We start from the raw sequence: 15813 nt of genomic DNA, 5'->3' as shown, positions 1-15813 counted from the left end.
AGGAGACCCCGCCCTCGTCGAAATGGGCGGGCCCCTCAACCTTTTGGGAGGGGGGCGGCGGGTGCGCGCCCCTATCCTTTCGGTGCGGCGATACCGCTGATTCCCAGCTAGCCGCATCCGCGATCTGAAGGTAAATCTTGGTTAACAGTAGTGACGCGCCCGACAGGTCAATCGCAGCGAGAAGTCCCGGTACGCGGGAACCGGATCGATTGAGCCCCGGCAAGTATGGGAACCAACATGACTCGTGTTCTGGTAACTGGTGGCGCCGGCTATATTGGCAGCCACGCCTGCAAGGCCCTGGCCCAGGCAGGTTATGACCCCGTCGTCGTCGATAATCTCTCTTTGGGCCATGCCGATGCGGTCAAATGGGGCCCGCTGGAAGTCGGCGACATCCGCAACAGTGCCTTCCTCAACAAGGTGATCACCAAATACAAGCCCGAAGCGGTGATGCACTTCGCGGCCAGTTCCACGGTGGGCGAATCGGTCGCCGATCCCGCGAAATATTATTCCAACAATGTCGTGGGCTCGTTGACCCTGCTCGAGGCCGTGCGCCAGAACGAGATCGAGACCTTCATCCTGTCCTCGACCTGCGCGACCTACGGGGTTCCGGCCAGCCTGCCGATCCTGGAGAGTGCGCCGCGCAATCCGATCAGCCCCTATGGCGCGACCAAGCTGGCGGTTGAGCATGCTCTGGCCGACTTCGGCACCGCCTATGGCTTGAAATGGGCGGCGATGCGCTATTTCAACGCCGCCGGCGCCGACCTCGACGGTGAGCTGGGCGAAAGGCACGAGCCGGAAACCCATGTCATCCCGCTCGCCATCCAGGCTGCGCTCAGCCACCGCGCCGTCTTCAATGTGCTGGGCCGGGACTATCCTACGCCCGACGGTTCGGCGGTCCGTGACTATGTGCATGTCGCCGACATCGCCGACGCCCATGTGCGCGCCATCGACTATCTCAAGGCAGGCGGCGAAAGCGCAGCCTTCAATCTCGGCACCGGGATCGGCACTTCGGTGATCGAGATCCTCGAGGCGGTACAGCGCTGCACAGGCCGCAAGCTCGACATCCGTTTCCAGCCGCGGCGGCCCGGCGATCCCGCCAGCCTCTATGCCGCGGCCACCAAGGCGGCCGAACTGCTGGGCTGGCACCCCCAGCATCGCGAGATCGACACCATCGTGGGCAGCGCCGTCACCTGGTTCCGGCACAATCTGGCGGCCTGATCTTTTCGCGATGGTTGCGGGCTCATTCGATGAGGTCGGGCAACCTCGCCGAAGAGCCCAAAAACACGTCGAAGACCCGCCAGCCGATCAGGCCTTGAACCGGTCCGTGGCTGCCAGGCGCTGCGTCAGGGGCCTGGCCTCCGGCCATTGGTAGATCTCGGCGCGCAGGAATTTCAGCTCCGCCTCCGCCTCCTCTTCGCCGACTTCGGTCCACCAGCTCTTGGGCTGGCCATTGCTGCCGTCGTTCCAGCGATAACCCCGAGCCTTGAGCCGCTCCTTCATGTCGAAGGGGCTGTTGATCGCCGAGATCCTGATGCGCGCGCGTTCCGATGCCTTCAACAGCTCGGCAAAAGGCACCGTCCTGCTCTCCCCGCTTGGCCGGGCCAGAACCTCCAGCAGCGCATGGCAATCGTCGACGGCTCGATGCCCGTTGTGGAAATAGCCCGATTGTCCCAGGAGATAGCCGAGCTTGGTGCCTTCGAAGCCGCGGTCGGACCAGGCGATCTCGACATTCGAGCATGCCCAGGGCTTGGGTGCGAATCCCGGCGCGAAGCGCTCGCAGAAGGGACGGTCGAACCGCGCATTATGAGCGATGATCAGGTCCGCCGGCTCGATGAAGGCCTCGACCTCCGCCGGCGAGATCGCCTTGCCGGCCACCATGGCGTCGGTGATGCCGGTCAGCCTGGTGATCTCGGGCGGGATCGGCTCCTGAGGCTGGCGCAGGGCATTGAAGATGCCGACGACGTCGCCGACCTGCCCGGAAGGATCATAGGTGACCGCCACCATGCCCAGTTCGATGATCTCGTTCTTCTCATGGTCGAGGCCCGTGGTCTCGGTATCGACGATCACCGCCAGGCGCGGAAATCTGCTCTTGTCCCACGAGACGACGGAGCGCGGCTCCAGCTTGCGCTGGATGCGGTAGCGGCCGGTTGCTTCCAGCATGCTGACCAGCGTGGCCTCGTCGAGAGCCTCGTGCTGGCGGGCCGGCACGGGTGCGGGAGGCGCACGCTTGGCTCGAATAGACGGCGCCCGCCTTTCCGGAAGCGCCTCGGTCCGAAACATGTCGAATTGTTCGCCCATGCTTCCCCCTTTCCCACCGACTCAATGATCCCGGCAATGGTTAAACGCTTTAGCGTTTTCGGGGACGGGCAAGCAAACCCCAGCGGGCCGTTTTCCCCCGCCAAGGCCGATCTCCAGCGTGGAGCGCCTGCACCGGACGTCGAGATGGGCGCGATCACCCACAAGTCCCTCCCATTTCGAACGCGGCAATTTCCGCCCGGCGACCCGCCGCGCGCGCTCGCATTGCTGAAACGGGAGCCTCCTGCGCTCGGCCGGCATGGCCACTCCCCCTATCCCCGCGAGCGGATCGTGCTATAGGGAGAGCCATCAACTCCTCAGGTACCTGCCCGCCCCATGCTCGTTCTCGGCATCGAAACCACTTGCGACGAAACCGCCGCCTCTGTCGTCATGCGAAATCAGGACGGCGAAGGCGAGATTCTGTCCAATGTCGTGCTGTCGCAGATCGCCGAGCATGCCGCCTATGGCGGAGTGGTGCCCGAAATCGCTGCTCGCGCCCATGTCGAGGTGCTCGACCACATCATCGAGCAGGCCCTGGAAGAAGCGGACATCCGCTTCGACAGGCTCGACGGCATCGCCGCCGCGGCGGGCCCCGGCCTGATCGGCGGCGTGATCGTCGGCCTCACCACCGCCAAGGCCCTGGCGCTCTCGCTCGGCAAGCCGCTGATCGCCGTCAACCATCTGGAGGCGCATGCGCTGACCCCGCGCCTCACCGACCAGGTCACTTTTCCTTATCTGCTGCTGCTGGCCTCCGGCGGGCACACCCAGCTTCTGGCCGTGCGCGGCCTCGGCGACTATGTCAGGCTTGGAACCACCATCGACGATGCCATTGGAGAGGCCTTCGACAAAACAGCCAAGATGCTAGGCCTGGGCTATCCCGGCGGCCCCGCCGTCGAGGCCCAGGCGATGAGCGGCGATGCCGCCCGCTTCGCCTTTCCCCGGCCGCTGCAGGGACGGCCAGATCCGAATTTCTCTCTGTCGGGACTGAAGACGGCCGTGAGGCTCGAAGCCGAAAGGCTGGCGCCGCTTGCCGCCAAGGATATTCGCGACCTCTGCGCCTCCTTCCAGGCAGCGGTGGTTGACATGGTGGTCGACCGCACGCGCGTCGGCCTCAGGCGCTTCCGCGAAACCGCCGGCCAATCCCCCAGCGCCCTGGTGATCGCGGGCGGCGTCGCTGCCAATCTCGCCATCCGGCGCGGCCTGCAGCGCCTCGGCGCGGAGACGGGCCTGCGCATCGTGATGCCGCCGGCTGCCCTGTGCACCGATAACGGCGCCATGATCGCCTGGGCTGGGGCCGAGCGTCTAGCCGCCGGCCTCACGGATGGCCTCGACGTGAGCCCGCGGGCCCGCTGGCCGCTCGACCCCAACGCACCCGGCGCGGGCAAGCAGGGCCTCGGCAAGGCCGGCGTCGGCAAGGGAGCGAAGGCTTGAGCGGCTCGGGCTCGAAAAGCATCGGGGTGATCGGCGCCGGCGCCTTCGGCGCTGCGCTGGCCTGCGCCGCCGCACGCGCCGGCCGTCATGTCAGCCTGTGGGGCCGCGATGCCGCCGCCATGGCCGAGTTGGTGGATACGCGCCGGCTCTCGAGGCTCGATGGCCTCGCTCTGCCCGAAGCCATCAAGCCGACCGCCGATCTCGCCGAGGCCGCCCACGCCGACATCTTGATCCTGGCCGTTCCCACCCAGGCCCTGCGCGACGTCTGCGGGCGCCTGGCCGCCACGGTGGCGCCGAATACGCCGCTCATCCTGGCCGCCAAGGGCATCGAGCGCTCGAGCGGCGAATTCGTCTCGCAGATCGCCACCGAGATCCTGCCAGGCTGCATCCCCGCCGTGCTCTCCGGACCGGGCTTTGCCGCCGACATCGCCAAGGCCTATCCGACCGCCCTGACGCTGGCCTGCGCCGACGGCGCCCTCGGCGAGCGCCTCGTCCGGGCCATCGGTTCCCCGACTTTCCGGCTCTACAACACCGACGATTTGCGCGGCGTGGAGATCGGCGGGGCGGCCAAGAACGTCCTCGCCATCGCGGCCGGCATCGCCGCCGGGCGCGGCTTCGGCGAGAGCACGGTGGCGGCCCTGCTCGCGCGCAGCTTCGCCGAACTCACGCGGTTCGGCCTCGCCTTCGGCGCGCGCCCGGAGACGCTGGCAGGCCTGTCGGGCCTCGGCGATCTCATCCTCACCGGCACCTCCTCGCGCTCGCGCAACCGGCGCTTCGGCGAGGAACTCGGCAAGGGAATCGGCATGGAGACGGCGATCGCCGATGTCGGTCTGGCCGAGGGCGTCTGGACCGCCCCGATCCTGGCGCGCATGGCCCGGGAAAGGCATGTCGACATGCCTGTTGCCACCGCCGTCGCCGATTTGGTGGCCGGCAAGGCCAGCATCGACCAAGCCATCAAGCAATTGCTGTCGCGCCCACCGCGCGCGGAGTAACTCGTTCAACAAAACTGGAGACTGACATGACCCTGAAGCGTATCGGCGCCGGCAACCGCATGAGCGACGCCGTCATCCATGGCGACAAGATCCATCTGTCCGGCTATGTCGCCGAGACCACGGTCGGTAAGTCGGTAAAGGAACAGACCGCCGACATCCTCGCCCAGATCGACGAGACGCTGCGCGAGGCCGGCACCGACAAGACCAAGGTGATCAAGGCCAATATCTGGCTGACCGATATCGGCACCTGGGCCGAAATGAACGAAGCCTGGGACGCCTGGGTGGTTGCCGGCCAGGCCCCGGCCCGCGCCACGGTGGAAGCCAAGCTCGCCGGCCCCGGCCTCGACGTCGAGATCATGGTCGAAGCCGCGCTGTAAGCGCAGGCCATTCAGGATTTGTCGCGCCAAAGCCTTTCGAAATCCTGGCCGCCATAAAAGATGCCGTGGATGACGACCGCGGCATCATCGACTGTGAAGGCGATTGCCACCCGGCGTTCGAAGCCCAAGACCCGCAGTCCAGGGCGAAGATCGTTGCGCTGGGTGCCTCGAAGAGGAAAGGTCTCCAGCCCAAGGCAATAATCGATCACTCGCTCGATATATCTGCCGGCCGTCTGAGGTCCGGCCTCCACCGCGATGTATTGCTGCAGGTCCCGGAGATGCCGTTCCGCGCGCGGCGTAAACTTGACCTCATGGGGCATGCAGGTCAGGACGCCCGCAAATGGAGAGCCATTCGGCGTTTCAGTTCCGCACCATCAATGGCAGTGGTTGGATCGGCCTTGTACTCGTCATAGCTTTTCACGACCTCGTCTCTCAGCCATTTTTCCAGAGCCGCGTCGCGGGCCTGCAAACTGCGCAGGCCATCTCGGATGACCTCACTTTCGGTTGCGTACTCACCGGAAGCGACTTTTTGTTTGACCATCTGCGCCATGTCATGAGGCAGTGTGATGCTGAGGGATTGGGTCGAACGCATGATCAGGACCTCCGTTATCAGACCTTAACATAGCGCACGATTTAATCCTACTGAGCAGCCGTCATGCTCGCGCCCTGGGATGGGCCGACTGGTAGACCCGCATCAACTCGGTGGCGTCGACCTTGGTGTAGATCTGCGTGGTCGACAGGCTGGCATGGCCGAGCAGTTCCTGGATCGAGCGCAGATCGCCGCCACGCCCGAGCAGGTGGGTGGCGAAGGAATGGCGCAACGCATGAGGCGTAGCGCTGTCCGGCAGGCCGAGCGCGCCCCGAAGATGCTGCATGGCATATTGGATGATGCGCGGCGACAAGGGCCCTCCACGCGCGCCGACGAAAAGCGGCTCATCCGGCCCGCCCGGGAAGGGCAGGATTTTCAGATATTCCTCCACCGCCCGCGCCACCGGGGCGATCACCGGCACCGAGCGCATCTTGTTGCCCTTGCCGGTTACGGTCAGACTGTCGCGCCCGCTCACCGGTGCATCCTTGCGCGTCAGGCCAAGTGCTTCGGAAATGCGCAGGCCGGCGCCATAGCACAGCGCCAGCACAGCGGCATCGCGGGCCAGTATCCAGGGTTCGCGTGCCTCACCCATGCGGGCATCGGCCGAGGCGACCTTGCGGGCGGCCTCGGGCGACAGCGGCTTGGGCAGGCTCTGTGGCAGCTTGGGGCCGCGCACGGCCGATAGCGCCGCGCTGGCGCCATGACCCTGGCGCTCGAGGAAGCGGGCGAAAGCCCGCGTGGCCGCCAACGCCCGCATCAGCGAGCGCGGTTTCAGGCCATCGGCCCGGCGCGCGGCCAGGAAGGCCCGGACGTCGCGGGGCGCGAGGGATGCGATCTCGTCCAGCCCCGGCGGCTCGCCGAAATGGCCGGTCAGGAAGCGCAGGAAGGTGGTGACATCGCGGTCATAGGCCTCGACCGTCTTGGGGCTCATGCGCCGCTCGACGGCAAGATAGGCAAGCCATTGCACCTTGGCGGCGGCAAGGTCCGGCGCGGCGATGAGAACAGGGGGCGAAGCGTTCATGCGGCCAGTGTGGCGTAAAAAGGTGAGCGGGAGGTTAGAGCCTCCCGCTTTCTTCACTCCGCCGCCACAATCGCTGGGGTGGCTGCCGGAGCAGGAACCGCCACCTCGCGTTCGCCCGACCACACCAGCACCAGCATGCACAGGCTGGAGAGGCCGAGATAGCCGCAGGCGAGCGGGAAGATGGTGCCGTCATAGGCCTCGCCGATCAGCGCGCCGATCACGGCGCCCATCAGCGTGGTGACGCAGCCGATGAAGGAGGAGGCGGTGCCGGCGATATCGCCTACCGGTTCCATCGCCAGGGCGTTGAAATTCGGCATGGTGAGGCTGAGCAGGAAATGCGCCACACCCATGACGATGCCGAAATAGATCAGCGGCGGCCGTCCCTGGAACAGCACGGCGAGACCCAGCAGCAGCATCGCCGTCAGCCAGAAGCCGATCATGCCGAAGCGCGACAGCCGGTGCATGCCCAGGCGCCTCACCAGCCGCGAATTGGCGAAGGAGGCCAGCCCCATGCAGATCGCGATCAGCGCGAAAGCCAACGGGAAGAGCGGGCCGAGCTTGTAGATGTCGGTCTCGAAGATCTGCTGGGACGAGCCGAGATAGGTCATCAGGCAGCCCATGGCCAGGCCCATCGCCAGCATGTTGGCGAAGGAGGCACGCGTAACAACCACCCGGCGCATGCCGCTCGCGACCGCGGGCAGCGACAGCGGCCGACGATATTCGGGATGCAGCGTCTCGGGCATGCGCAGGCCGAACCAGGCCACCACCACCAGCACCAGCGCCAGCATGCTCATGAAGATAGTGCGCCAGTCTCCGAGCATCAGGAAGGCGCTGCCGGTGGCCGGCGCGATCACCGGCACGATGATGAAGATCATCAAGGTGAGCGACATCACCCGCGCCATCTCGCGGCCCTCATAGCGGTCGCGCACGATGGCGATGGAGAGCACGCGCGCCGATCCGGCGCCGAGGCCCTGGATGGCCCGGGCGACCAGCAGCACCTCATAGCTGGGCGAGAAGATCGCCAGCAACGTACCGGCGGTATAGATGCCCAAGCCGATCATCAGCACCTTGCGGCGGCCGATCGAATCGGAGATCGGCCCCCAGGCGAGCTGCATGAGGGCAAAACCCGCCATATAGGCGGTGATGATCAACTGCATGCGGTTGGCATCGGCAATGCCGAATTCCGACCGCACGGCGGAGAAGGCTGGCAGGAGATTGTCGATGGAGAGGGAACTGAGCCCCATCATCAGGGCAATCACGAGAACAAATTCGGCAAAGGACGGCTGGGGCTCCCGCCGCACGGCAGGCTCCAGCGCCGCGCCGGCAACGGGACGGGGCATGGAAAACTCGGAAATGTGAAAATCTATAACCGGCGGGGCAATGAAGCGGCGCTCAGATGACAGATCTGTAGCATACCAATCGTGACGAAAAGGTGATTTTTTCGCCACAGAGGCAAATATTTCAAGTGAATTGATAAAATTTGGGCAGATGACAGCCCGTGCCCGCCAGCCCCTAAGATACCGTCCCCGGCTCGACCGGCGCTTCGAGAGGCGAAAGCGCGGGACGCTCGCACTGTCCGCTGCGTCGAAAATCGGAGGGCGACATGCCGGCGATCTTGCGGAAGCTCTTGTTGAAACCCGAGAGGGAGCCGAAGCCGGACTCCATCGCCACGCGCAGGATGTTGCCGTCGCCGCTGATCAGGCGCGCCTGCGCATAGGACAGGCGCAGCAGGCTGACATAGTCGTTCAGCGTCATGCCCGTGCATTTCTTGAACAGGCTCATGGCATATTTGGGATGGAGGTCGGCGGCCGCCGCGATGTCGGTGCTGTCGATATCGTCGAGGAAATTGTCGGCGATAAAGTCACACAGGCTGCGAACATGGCGCAGGGCCTGCGGATCGCCGGCGCTGGCCTGGCCGACACGGCTGTCGAGGCTGGGCACCAAGGCATAAGGCTCGAAACGCACCCGTTCCAGCCGAAGTAGCAACTCGCTCACTGCATGCTGGGCGCGCACCATGTCGCCGGAGCGGGTATAGCCGTTCCAGCGCGCGAAATTGGCACTATCCGAAGAGTCGGTCTCGTGGATGAGCAGAGTTGCCCCGGCCATCAGGCGAGCGGGTACCTCCTCGGGCAGGCGCAGCCGAAAGAAGTGCACCAGCGGCAGATGCGCGCCGGCATAGACGGCGTCATCGGAGGCATCGTCCATCTGGTGCGGCAGGCCGCCCCAGAACAGCACCATATTGCCCGCCTCCAGCCTGAGCTCATAGCCGGCCATGCGATAATGCACCCAGCCCTGGACGATGAAGTTCACCTCGACCTGGGCGTGCCAGTGAGGCGAGAGCATGACGCGCGGCGTATTGTGGAAGGTCTGCAGCACGGTCGGCAGGTTTTCGACGCTGTTGGCCGTCGGCTGATAATAGGAGCGCTCCTGCATCTTACTTTCAGGCAAGTCCATCTTCCCTTTATCGCAGACAGGCAGTGCTACCTGCCTAAAGTAGCTTCCCGCCACACAAGAGCAAATGAAAAGGGGAGGAATGACATGCGCAAGACGATCGGCTGCGCCGCGCTGGCAGTTGCTGCGGGCCTTCATGCGTCGACGGCCTTGGCCCAATCGGGGGAAATCCGGGTCTGGAGCTGGGATATCGCCGCTGCCTCGCTCAAGGCCAACATCGAAGGCTTCAACAAGCAGTTCCCCAATGTGAAGGTCACGGTGGAGGATCTCGGCAACGCCCAGGTCTTTTCCAAGACCCAGGCCGGCTGCGCCGCCGGCGGAGCAGGCCTGCCCGACGTCGTCTCGATCGAGAACTACAAGGCGGAGAGCTACTGGAACCAGTTCCCCGACTGCTTCGCCGACCTCAAGCCGCTGGGCTACACGCCGGAGGTCGCCGGCAAGTTCGCCGATTTCAAGCGGGCGGAGCTGGAGAAGGGCGAGGCCGCCTATGCCATGCCCTGGGATTCCGGCCCCGTTGTGATGTTCTACCGGCGCGACCTCTACGAGAAGGCCGGCGTCGACCCGGCCAGCATCAACACCTGGGATGATTTTATCGCCGCCGGCAAGAAGGTCACCGCCGCCAATCCCGGCGTGACCATGAGCGCCACCGACCTCGACGGCGACGGCACCACCGAATGGTTCCGCGTGGTCGGCAACGAGCAGGGCTGCAACTATTTCGCCTCGGACGGCAGCGCCGTCACGGTCAACGCGCCGGCCTGCGTCGCCGTCTACGACAAGCTCAAGCAGTTGAAGGAGGCCGGTACCATCGTCTCGGCCGGCTGGTCCGACAAGATCCAGTCCCTGAAGGCCGGCAAGGTGGCCACCATCATGTTCGGCGGCTGGTATGAGGGCACGATCCGCACCAACGCCCCCGAGCTCGCCGGCAAATGGGGGGTCTACCGCATGCCGAGCCTGACAGCGGATGGCCCGCGCGCCGCCAATATCGGCGGCTCGTCGCTGGCGATCCCCGCCGGCTCGAAGAACAGGGAAGCAGCCTTCGCCTTCATCAAATACGCCCTATCCACCGATGAGGGCCAGGTCACCATGCTCAAGGCCTATGGCCTGGTGCCCTCGCTGAATTCGGCGCTGGAGGATCCCTATGTGAAGCAGGGCCAGCCCTATTGGGCCAACCAGGCGATCTGGACCGACATTCTCGCCACCCTGCCCAAGATCAAGTCCACCCATGGCACCGCGTTCCTCAACGATGCCGAGGCGGCCCTCAAGACCGTGCAGACCAAGTTCCTGGGTGGCGGCTACCCCGATGCCAAGGCCGCGCTAGACGATGCCGCCAGCCAGATCTCGTCCGCCTCGGGGCTGCCGGTGGGGCAATAGGGGAAGGGCACAGGGGCTACCCTCCCCTGGAGGGGGAGGGTCGGCCTGAAAGGCCGGGGTGGCGTGAAGAACCGCCAACCCCGACAAAGGTGGCCTTTCACTTCCAGCGAAGAAGTCACCCCACCCCGACGCTCCGCGTCGACCCTCCCCCTCTAGGGGAGGGTAAGACTGCCCCCTCTCCCAGCGGAGACCATCCGATGCAGCGGCACAATCGCGCGGCCTATGGCTTCCTCGCGCCCTATCTGGCGATCTTCCTCGCCTTCTGGATCTGGCCGATCATCTCCTCCTTCGTCATATCCCTGCATCAGACGCGGGTATCGCCCTGGGTGTTCAAGCCGGCGGCGAATTGGGGGCGCCTGATCTCCGATCCCGCCTTCTTCAACGCCTTGAAGAACACACTGATCATCCTCATCATCCAGGTACCGGTGATGATCGGCCTGGCCACCGTGATCGCCGTCTTTCTCAACTCGCCTTTGCTCAAGGCCAAGGGCCTGTTCCGCTTCGCCTTCTTTGCCCCGGTCGTGGTGGGTGAGGTCGCCTATTCGGCGGTATTTCGTTTGATCTTCGCCCAGGATTTCGGCGTGGTGAACAAGTTGCTTGCCTCCGTTGGCCTGCCCGCGATCGACTGGCTCTCCAATCCGACCGCCGCGCTGGCCCTGGTGATGATCGCCCTCACCTGGCGCTGGACCGGCTACAACGCCATCATCATTCTCGCCGGCCTGCAGTCGATACCGGGCGACGTCTACGAGGCGGCGACGCTCGACCGCGTCTCCAAGCTGCGCCAGTTCATCCACATCACCCTGCCGCTCCTGAAGCCGGTGATCACTTTCTGCGTCATCCTGTCCGTCTCCGGCACCATGCAGCTCTTCACCGAGCCCTTCCTGATCACCAATCATGGCGGGCCGGGCGGGGCGACGGAAACCCTCGGCCTGCTGCTCTACCGCCAGGCCTTCCTCTCCGGCAATGTCGGCTACGCGTCCGCCATCGCCTACACCATCGCAGGCCTGGCGGTGATCATCTCCCTCGTCCAGCTGCGCCTGTCGAGGGAGCCGAAATGACCCGGTCCAATCGCCAAAGGCTCAACGCCGTCATCCTGCACGCCCTCATCGCACCGATGGCTCTCGTCTGGCTCTTCCCGCTCTGGATGATGGGCGTGTTCGCCACCATGCCCGACTACGGCATCTACGCGCCGGGCCTGTCGTTCTGGTTCGGCTCGAATTTCCTCGACAACCTCGCCAACCTGCAGCGCACGACCAATTTCCTGCATGCCATGATCGTCTCGGTCATCGTCGGGCTCGCCTATACCGTACTCTCGGCCGGGCTGACGGCCATGGCCGGCTGGGCTCTCGCGCGCTACCGCTTCTTCGGCCGCGGCGCGGTGCTCGCCATCATCCTCGGCACCATCTCCCTGCCCTTCTTCGTGGTGATCATCCCGCAATTCATCCTGGTGGCCCGTGATCTCGGCATGGCCAATTCCTGGTTCGGCCTGATCGTGCCACCTTTGTTCAACTCGCTCGGCGTGCTGTTCATGCGCCAGGCCTTCACCATGATGCCATCCGAACTGTTCGACGCCGCGCGGGTGGAAGGCGTCAGGGAATGGCGCATCTTCCTGTTCGTAGCGCTGCCGCTGGCGCGCCCGACCCTGGCGGCGCTCTGCATCATCCTCTTCCTGACGAGCTGGAACAACTATCTGTGGCCGCTGCTGATCGCCGGCGACAAGGCGATGTTCACCGCGCCGGTGGCCCTCGGCAGTCTCATCGGCATCTCCAATGTGAGCTGGGGCGGCATCATGGCCGGGGCCGTGCTGCTGACCGCGCCCATGCTGGCCGTCTTCCTCATCCTGCAACGCCACTTCATCGCCGGCATCGCGGCCGGCGCCGTCAAGTGAGGAAAAGAGGAAGAATGCTTAGATCGCTTTGTAACTGTCATTCCCAGCGCCGCCACAGGCGGCGGGAAGGGAATCCAGGGTTCCCATTGAGACCTTGGCCCCTGGATCCTCTTCCCACGACCTTCGGTCGTGCCGGAGATGACAGGAAAGCCTCATTTCCCACTCTCGCCAAGCAAGCAAAATAGGAGCGACCGATATGGCAGACCTTACGCTCCGTTCCGTCATCAAACGCTTCGGCACTTTCGAGATCATCCACGGCGTCGACCTCGACATCGCCGATGGCGAGTTCGTGGTCTTCGTCGGCCCTTCCGGCTGCGGCAAGTCCACCTTGCTGCGCATGATCGCTGGGCTCGAGGACATTTCCGGCGGCGAGATCACCATCGCCGGCCAGGTTGTCAACGAGGTCGAGCCCGCCGATCGCGGCATCGCCATGGTGTTCCAATCCTACGCCCTCTATCCGCATATGACGGTGGAGCGAAATCTCTCCTTCGGTCTCAGGATGAACGGCAATCCCAAGGCCGATACCGACCGGCGGGTGACGCGGGCCGCCGAAATCCTGCGCATCACCGATCTCATGCAGCGCCGGCCCAAGCAGCTCTCGGGCGGCCAGCGCCAGCGCGTGGCGATCGGCCGGGCGATCGTGCGCGATCCCAAGGTCTTCCTGTTCGACGAGCCCTTGTCGAATCTCGATGCCGAATTGCGGGTGCAGATGCGGGTGGAGATCGCCAGGCTGCACCGCGAACTCGGCGTGACCATGATCTACGTCACCCATGACCAGACCGAGGCGATGACCCTGGCCGACAAGATCGTGGTGCTGCGGGGTGGCAATGTCGAGCAGGTCGGGCGACCGCTCGAGCTCTACGAGGATCCCGCCAACCGTTTCGTCGCCGGCTTCATGGGCAGCCCCAAGATGAATTTCCTGGCGGGTCGCGTCGTCGCGGCCGAGACAGGAAGCGTGACGGTCGAGCTGGTCAACCAGAAAGGCGCCCGCCTCGCGGTGCCGCTCTCCGGTTCGGCGCCGGCATCGGGCGACGAGGTCGCCATCGGCATCCGCCCCGAGCATTTCGAGCCGGCGGGCAGTGGCGACGCCGATCTCGCCATCGAGGTCGACATGGCCGAGCATCTGGGCGCAACCTCCTATGTCTATGCCGGCACCGGCTCCGCCGAGCCGCTCATCATCCAGCGCGACGATTCCCGCCAATGGGCCGAGGAACGTGAGCTCACCGTCGCCATCCCCCGCCATCGCGCTCTGCTGTTCGCCAAGGACGGCCAACGCCTGCGCTGAGCGCACCCCCTTCCTTCCAACCACCTTCTTTTCAAGCCTTCGGAAAGACTGAAATGACCGAGAAAGACAAGATCCGCTGGGGTATCATCGGGCCCGGCGCCATCGCCAAGGCCTTCGTCGCCGGCCTCGCCGATTCCGACAGCGGCGTGCTCGCCGCGATCGGCACCCGCGACCCGGACAGGCCGGGCCTCGCCGAAGCCTTCCCCGGTGCCCGCATCCATCGCGGCTATGAGGCCCTGCTGGCCGATCCTCAGATCGATGCCGTCTATATCGCGCTGCCTCATCCCGGCCACGCGCAATGGGCGATCAAGGCGGCCGAGGCGGGCAAGCACGCGCTGGTGGAAAAACCGCTGGCCCTGACGGCCTTCGAAGCCGATGCCATGATGCATGCCGCCCGCAAGGCCGGAACCTTCCTGGGCGAAGGCTTCATGTACCGCCAGCATCCCCTCACCCTAAAGCTGGTGGAGCTGATCCGTTCGGGCACGATCGGCGAAATAAGGCTGATCCGTTCGAGCTTCGGCTTCGCCATGCCGAACTTCAAGCCCGAGCACCGGCTCTATGCCAACGACCTGGCAGGCGGCGGCATCCTCGACGTCGGCTGCTATCCCGTCTCGATGGCGCGGCTCCTTGCCGGCGCCGCCACGGGCAAGGATTTCATGGAACCAGACAAGGTTTCCGGCACCGGCCATCTCGGACGATCGGGCGTCGACGAATGGGCCTCGGCCCTGCTGCAATTCCCGGGCGGCATCCTGGCCGATCTCTCCTGCTCGATCTCGCTGAAACAGGACAATGTGCTGCGCGTCTTCGGCACCTCGGGATGGCTCGAAGTGCCGGACTTCTGGTTCGGCGGCGGCCTCAAGGGCGGCACCGGCGAGATCCGCATCGTCAGGCCGGATGGCACGAGCGAGACGGTGACGGTCGAGGCGGCGCGGCATCTCTATTCCTTCGAGGCCGACGCCGCCGGCACGGCCATTCGCGAAGGCCGCCAGGAATTCGCCTGGCCGGGCATGAGCTGGGCGGACAGCCTGGGCTCGCTGCGTGTGCTCGACAAATGGCGCCAGGCGATTGGGCTCGAATATGACATCGAGAAGCCGGAGCGGCGCAAGGAGACCCTCAAGGGCATGCCGCTCAAACGAAGCGACGGGCCGCTCAAGTCGGGCAGCGGGCCGATTCCCCGGCGCGCCATCCCCGGCCTGTCGCAGGCCGCCTCTGCCGTGGCGCTCGGCTTCGAGGATTTCAGGAGTTTCTCCAGCGCCGCCATCCTGCTCGACGCTTTCTTCGAAAAGGGCGGTAATCTGTTCGACACCGCCTTCGTCTATGGCGCCGGCATCACCGAAAAACTGTTCGGCGAATGGCAAGCTTCCAGGGGCGTGCGCAAGGACAGCGTGGTGATCGGCAAGGGCGCGCATACCCCGCTCTGCCGCCCCGAATTCATCGGCCAGCAGCTCACCCAGTCGCTCGAGCGGCTGAAGACCGACCATGTCGACGTCTATTTCATGCATCGCGACAATCCCGACGTGCCGGTCGGCGAGTTCGTCGACGCCATGGACGCCGAGGTCAGGGCCGGCCGCATCCGCGGCCCCTTCGGCGGCTCGAACTGGACGCGCGAGCGCTTCGACGAGGCAGTCGCCTATGCGGAGCGGACAGGCAAGCAAAAGCCGGGAGTGCTCTCCAATAATTTCGCGCTTGCCGAAATGCAGGATGTGATCTGGGCCGGCTGCGTCTCGGCCTCGGACGATGATTGGAAGGCCTGGCTCGCCGCGCGACAGATCCCCAATTTCGCCTGGTCGAGCCAGGGCCGCGGTTTCTTCACCGACAGGGCCGGGCGGAACAGGCACGAGGACAAGGAGCTCATCCGGGTCTGGTATTCCGAGCGCAATTTCGCCCGCCGGGACCGGGCGGTCGAACTGGCGCGCCGGCTCGGCAAACGGCCGATCCATGTCGCCCTCGCCTTCGTGCTGTCGCAACCCTTCCCGTCTATACCGCTGATCGGCCCGCGCACATTGGGCGAGCTCGACGACAGCCTCGAGGCCTTCGACATCGCCCTGACGCCGGAAGAGGTCGCTTGGCTCGACCGGGGGTAGGAGCTGCCGCATTCCCCTATCGCGACAGA

Annotated in this window: 15 protein-coding genes; 9 read left to right on the top strand and 6 right to left on the bottom strand. The window is 65.2% G+C overall.

The genetic code is table 11. The annotated features are described in order from the left end of the window. Window positions 1–237 precede the first annotated feature (237 nt). Window positions 238–1218 (top strand): UDP-glucose 4-epimerase GalE, encoded by a 981-nt coding sequence (galE, locus tag ACZYTC_RS20900; protein WP_434958592.1) that lies wholly within the window; start codon window positions 238–240, stop codon window positions 1216–1218. Between the two features lie 87 nt (window positions 1219–1305). On the opposite strand, the gene ACZYTC_RS20895 is transcribed toward galE, so the two are convergent. Next, window positions 1306–2298, bottom strand: a complete 993-nt coding sequence (locus ACZYTC_RS20895; RefSeq protein WP_441770971.1) for a 3'-5' exonuclease — start codon at window positions 2296–2298, stop codon at window positions 1306–1308. A gap of 333 nt (window positions 2299–2631) precedes the next feature. Here ACZYTC_RS20895 and tsaD point away from each other — a divergent pair, with 333 nt between their 5' ends. Genes tsaD through ACZYTC_RS20880 form a run of 3 tightly spaced genes read left to right on the top strand, consistent with a single transcriptional unit; the run spans window position 2632 to window position 5095 of the window. Beyond that, the gene (gene tsaD, locus ACZYTC_RS20890; protein WP_434958594.1) at window positions 2632–3726 is read left to right on the top strand and encodes a tRNA (adenosine(37)-N6)-threonylcarbamoyltransferase complex transferase subunit TsaD; all 1095 of its coding nucleotides are present in this window, start codon (window positions 2632–2634) and stop codon (window positions 3724–3726) included. Next, window positions 3723–4718, top strand: a complete 996-nt coding sequence (locus ACZYTC_RS20885) for an NAD(P)H-dependent glycerol-3-phosphate dehydrogenase (RefSeq protein ID WP_434958595.1) — start codon at window positions 3723–3725, stop codon at window positions 4716–4718. The genes tsaD and ACZYTC_RS20885 overlap by 4 nt, the downstream gene beginning before the upstream one ends. A 26-nt stretch (window positions 4719–4744) precedes the next feature. Next, complete coding sequence (locus ACZYTC_RS20880; protein ID WP_434958596.1) at window positions 4745–5095, top strand: RidA family protein; 351 nt, start codon at window positions 4745–4747, stop codon at window positions 5093–5095. 11 nt (window positions 5096–5106) lie between these two features. On the opposite strand, the gene ACZYTC_RS20875 is transcribed toward ACZYTC_RS20880, so the two are convergent. The 5 genes from ACZYTC_RS20875 to ACZYTC_RS20855 form a co-directional block, all read right to left on the bottom strand. Continuing rightward, window positions 5107–5415 (bottom strand): type II toxin-antitoxin system RelE/ParE family toxin, encoded by a 309-nt coding sequence (locus ACZYTC_RS20875; protein WP_488990449.1) that lies wholly within the window; start codon window positions 5413–5415, stop codon window positions 5107–5109. Window positions 5416–5420: 5 nt separating this feature from the next. Next, window positions 5421–5687 (bottom strand): type II toxin-antitoxin system ParD family antitoxin, encoded by a 267-nt coding sequence (locus ACZYTC_RS20870; protein WP_434958598.1) that lies wholly within the window; start codon window positions 5685–5687, stop codon window positions 5421–5423. A 61-nt stretch (window positions 5688–5748) separates the two neighbouring features. Continuing rightward, a complete protein-coding gene (locus ACZYTC_RS20865; RefSeq protein WP_434958599.1) occupies window positions 5749–6705 on the bottom strand; it encodes a tyrosine recombinase XerC in 957 nt (318 codons plus the stop codon). Between the two features lie 53 nt (window positions 6706–6758). Beyond that, window positions 6759–8045 (bottom strand): multidrug effflux MFS transporter, encoded by a 1287-nt coding sequence (locus tag ACZYTC_RS20860; protein ID WP_441770969.1) that lies wholly within the window; start codon window positions 8043–8045, stop codon window positions 6759–6761. Between the two features lie 172 nt (window positions 8046–8217). Next, complete coding sequence (locus tag ACZYTC_RS20855; protein ID WP_434958601.1) at window positions 8218–9159, bottom strand: helix-turn-helix domain-containing protein; 942 nt, start codon at window positions 9157–9159, stop codon at window positions 8218–8220. A gap of 84 nt (window positions 9160–9243) precedes the next feature. On the opposite strand from ACZYTC_RS20855, the gene ACZYTC_RS20850 reads away from it, so the two are divergent. The 5 genes from ACZYTC_RS20850 to ACZYTC_RS20830 all read left to right on the top strand — a co-directional run bounded on the left by ACZYTC_RS20850 (window position 9244) and on the right by ACZYTC_RS20830 (window position 15784). Next, the gene (locus ACZYTC_RS20850) at window positions 9244–10527 is read left to right on the top strand and encodes an ABC transporter substrate-binding protein (RefSeq protein WP_488990448.1); all 1284 of its coding nucleotides are present in this window, start codon (window positions 9244–9246) and stop codon (window positions 10525–10527) included. Between the two features lie 197 nt (window positions 10528–10724). Further along, the gene (locus tag ACZYTC_RS20845) at window positions 10725–11585 is read left to right on the top strand and encodes a carbohydrate ABC transporter permease (protein WP_441770967.1); all 861 of its coding nucleotides are present in this window, start codon (window positions 10725–10727) and stop codon (window positions 11583–11585) included. Continuing rightward, window positions 11582–12415, top strand: a complete 834-nt coding sequence (locus ACZYTC_RS20840) for a carbohydrate ABC transporter permease (RefSeq protein WP_434958604.1) — start codon at window positions 11582–11584, stop codon at window positions 12413–12415. Before ACZYTC_RS20845 ends, ACZYTC_RS20840 begins: the two co-directional genes overlap by 4 nt. Window positions 12416–12611: 196 nt before the next feature. Then, the gene (locus tag ACZYTC_RS20835) at window positions 12612–13700 is read left to right on the top strand and encodes an ABC transporter ATP-binding protein (protein WP_441770966.1); all 1089 of its coding nucleotides are present in this window, start codon (window positions 12612–12614) and stop codon (window positions 13698–13700) included. 53 nt (window positions 13701–13753) lie between these two features. After that, complete coding sequence (locus tag ACZYTC_RS20830) at window positions 13754–15784, top strand: aldo/keto reductase (protein WP_441770965.1); 2031 nt, start codon at window positions 13754–13756, stop codon at window positions 15782–15784. Window positions 15785–15813 lie beyond the last annotated feature (29 nt).

The organism is Labrys sp. F242 (assembly GCF_057813875.1).
The sequence above is the reverse complement of the archived record's forward strand: the minus strand, read 5'-3'. Positions and strand labels throughout refer to the sequence as shown.

Bases quoted from the DNA above. Each gene is read 5' to 3' on its own strand.
- galE (WP_434958592.1), top strand. From the start codon at position 238: ATGACTCGTGTTCTGGTAACTGGTGGCGCCGGCTATATTGGCAGCCAC.
- ACZYTC_RS20895 (WP_441770971.1), bottom strand. From the start codon at position 2,298: ATGGGCGAACAATTCGACATGTTTCGGACCGAGGCGCTTCCGGAAAGG.
- tsaD (WP_434958594.1), top strand. From the start codon at position 2,632: ATGCTCGTTCTCGGCATCGAAACCACTTGCGACGAAACCGCCGCCTCT.
- ACZYTC_RS20880 (WP_434958596.1), top strand. From the start codon at position 4,745: ATGACCCTGAAGCGTATCGGCGCCGGCAACCGCATGAGCGACGCCGTC.
- ACZYTC_RS20875 (WP_488990449.1), bottom strand. From the start codon at position 5,415: ATGCCCCATGAGGTCAAGTTTACGCCGCGCGCGGAACGGCATCTCCGG.
- ACZYTC_RS20870 (WP_434958598.1), bottom strand. From the start codon at position 5,687: ATGCGTTCGACCCAATCCCTCAGCATCACACTGCCTCATGACATGGCG.
- ACZYTC_RS20865 (WP_434958599.1), bottom strand. From the start codon at position 6,705: ATGAACGCTTCGCCCCCTGTTCTCATCGCCGCGCCGGACCTTGCCGCC.
- ACZYTC_RS20860 (WP_441770969.1), bottom strand. From the start codon at position 8,045: ATGCCCCGTCCCGTTGCCGGCGCGGCGCTGGAGCCTGCCGTGCGGCGG.
- ACZYTC_RS20855 (WP_434958601.1), bottom strand. From the start codon at position 9,159: ATGGACTTGCCTGAAAGTAAGATGCAGGAGCGCTCCTATTATCAGCCG.
- ACZYTC_RS20850 (WP_488990448.1), top strand. From the start codon at position 9,244: ATGCGCAAGACGATCGGCTGCGCCGCGCTGGCAGTTGCTGCGGGCCTT.
- ACZYTC_RS20845 (WP_441770967.1), top strand. From the start codon at position 10,725: ATGCAGCGGCACAATCGCGCGGCCTATGGCTTCCTCGCGCCCTATCTG.
- ACZYTC_RS20840 (WP_434958604.1), top strand. From the start codon at position 11,582: ATGACCCGGTCCAATCGCCAAAGGCTCAACGCCGTCATCCTGCACGCC.
- ACZYTC_RS20835 (WP_441770966.1), top strand. From the start codon at position 12,612: ATGGCAGACCTTACGCTCCGTTCCGTCATCAAACGCTTCGGCACTTTC.
- ACZYTC_RS20830 (WP_441770965.1), top strand. From the start codon at position 13,754: ATGACCGAGAAAGACAAGATCCGCTGGGGTATCATCGGGCCCGGCGCC.